The following is a 2,322-nucleotide window of genomic DNA, read 5'->3' as shown; positions in this document are numbered from 1 at the left end:
ACTCGGCCAGCGCTGGCGCATCGCCTTCGAGCGCGCAGGGCGAGCCGGCAAATTGCGCCAGCGCTGTTGCCGGGCTGGCAAAGCTCAGCAGGCAATGGGCGCTGGCCACTTGCCAGCCTTTGGCTTGCAGGGGTTTGAGAAGGTCTGCGCCCAAGGCACCGCTGCTATGAAACGCCAGCGCCGGGGGCAAGGCATCAGGCCCAGCCAAGCTTGCCGCGACTGGCGCAATCTGGCTGTCGGGCACCGCCAGCAACCAGTAGTCGGCCGGGCGCAGGTCTGGCATGTGCACCACGGCACGGCCCGCTCCGATGAACGCCACAGCGTCCCGAGCCGATGCCGCGCTGCGTGTCAGCACGTCCTGCACCAGAACCTGGCCACTTTGCGCCAGCAAGCAGCCGAGCGTCTGACCGACCCGGCCGCCACCAATCAGATTGATGGTTTTCAAGCCGGCTGGCCTTACATCACCTTGGCAATGCTGGCGCAGACGTGGTCGATATTTTTGCTGTTCAAGGCGGCCACACACATGCGGCCGCTGTCGGTGCCATAGACGCCAAACTCATTGCGCAGGCGCACCATCTGGTCTTTGGAAAGGCCCGAGTAGCTGAACATGCCGATCTGCTGGGTGATGAAGCTCATGTCCTGCTTGACACCGGCGGCCTTCAGGCCGTCCACCAGTTTTTGCCGCATGGCCTTGATGCGCACGCGCATCTCGCCGAGTTCGGCTTCCCATTGCGCGCGCAACGCCGGGGTGCTCAGCACGGTGGTCACGATGGCGCCACCATGCGTTGGTGGGTTGCTGTAGTTGGTGCGGATCACGATCTTGAGCTGGCTCAGCACGCGGGCGGCTTCTTCTTTGCTTGTGCAAACCACACTCAGGGCACCCACGCGTTCACCGTACAGGCTGAAGCTTTTGCTGAAGCTGGTAGCGACAAAAAACAACAGCCCGGCATCGACAAACTTGCCGATCACGGCACCGTCTTCTTTCAGGCCATAGCCGAAACCCTGGTAAGCCATGTCGAGGAAGGGCACCAGATTTTTGGCTTTGACCGCCGCAATCACCTGGTCCCATTGGGCCGGGCTGATGTCGTAACCCGTGGGGTTATGGCAGCAGGCATGCAGCACCACAATGGTGCCGGCCGCTGCAGCGTTCAGGTCGGCCAGCATGCCCTCGAAGTTGAGGGCGCGGGTGGCGGCATCGTAATAGCGGTAAGACTCGACGGTGAAACCGGCGTTGCCGAAAATGCCGCGGTGGTTTTCCCAGCTCGGGTCGCTGATCAGCACCTTGGCACCGGGGGTCATAAACTTCAAGAAGTCGGCACCCACTTTCAGGCCGCCGGTGCCGCCAAGCGCCTGAATGGTGGCGATACGGCCCGAGGTGACGGGCTCGCTGTCGGCGCCAAAGACCAACGCCTTGACGGCGGCGTCGTAGGCGGCAATGCCATCGATGGGCAGGTAGCCGTGCGGCTTGGGGGTTTCCATCATGGTTTTTTCTGCGGCCAGCACACAGCCCAGCAGGGGCAGTTTGCCGTTGTCGTCAAAGTACACGCCCACGCCCAGGTTCACCTTGTCGGGATTGGTGTCGGCGTTGAATTGTTCGTTCAAGCCCAGAATCGGGTCGCGTGGGGCCATTTCGACAGCGGAAAAAAGTGACATGACAAAGTCCTGTGGTAGGTGAAGAAAGTGACCGTTCGGCCACTGGTAGAAACCCTGCATTTTAACGATGCTTGGTTGCCATCGGCGGGCTCGCTAAACTCATTTGTTGGTCGGCGTGTGTTGCCAGGCCAGGAGAAAACAGATGGATCAAGTGGATTGTGTGGTGGTGGGTGCCGGTGTGGTCGGTTTGGCCGTGGCGCGCGCGCTGGCGCTGCAGGGGCGCGAGGTGCTGGTGCTCGAAGCAGCCAACGCCTTTGGCACCGGCACCAGTTCGCGCAACAGCGAGGTGATTCACGCCGGCATTTACTACGCGCCGGGGTCGCTCAAGGCCAGCTTGTGCGCGCAGGGCAGGGTGCTGCTGTATGACTACTGCCAGCAGCGCGGCATCAGCCACCGGCGCTGCGGCAAGCTGATCGTGGCGACTACCGCGGCGCAAGTGGCGCAGTTGTTGGGCATTGCCGACAAGGCGCGGCGCAACGGTGTGGCTGATCTGGTGCTGTTGAGCGCTGAAGAGGCGCGCCAGTTGGAGCCGCAGTTGGTGTGCGAGGCCGCCCTGTTGTCGCCAAGCACCGGCATTGTTGACAGTCATGCGCTGATGCTGGCGCTGCTGGGCGACCTGGAAAACGCGGGCGGTGTATTGGCGCTCAATTCACCGCTGGAAGGTGCGCA

General features: G+C 62.4%; 2 protein-coding genes and 1 pseudogene. 1 reads left to right on the top strand and 2 read right to left on the bottom strand.

Annotated features, from left to right (window positions below; all coding sequences use genetic code 11):
• Both IBX54_RS14545 and IBX54_RS14540 read right to left on the bottom strand, forming a co-directional pair.
• Positions 1-445 (bottom strand): annotated as a pseudogene (locus IBX54_RS14545) (DUF2520 domain-containing protein); the annotation flags it as partial.
• Between the two features lie 11 nt (positions 446-456).
• Entirely contained in the window at positions 457-1,653 is a 1,197-nt protein-coding gene (locus IBX54_RS14540; RefSeq protein WP_296543370.1) for an amino acid aminotransferase, read from the bottom strand.
• A gap of 142 nt (positions 1,654-1,795) precedes the next feature.
• On the opposite strand from IBX54_RS14540, the gene IBX54_RS14535 reads away from it, so the two are divergent.
• A partial coding sequence (locus tag IBX54_RS14535; protein ID WP_296543369.1) for an NAD(P)/FAD-dependent oxidoreductase occupies positions 1,796-2,322 on the top strand: 527 nt, incomplete at its 3' end.

This window comes from Rhodoferax sp. (assembly GCF_014859475.1).
In the GTDB taxonomy this organism is placed as follows: Bacteria; Pseudomonadota; Gammaproteobacteria; order Burkholderiales; family Burkholderiaceae_C; genus Rhodoferax.
Note: the sequence above shows the minus strand (reverse complement) of the source record. Positions and strands in the feature narration are given on the sequence as shown.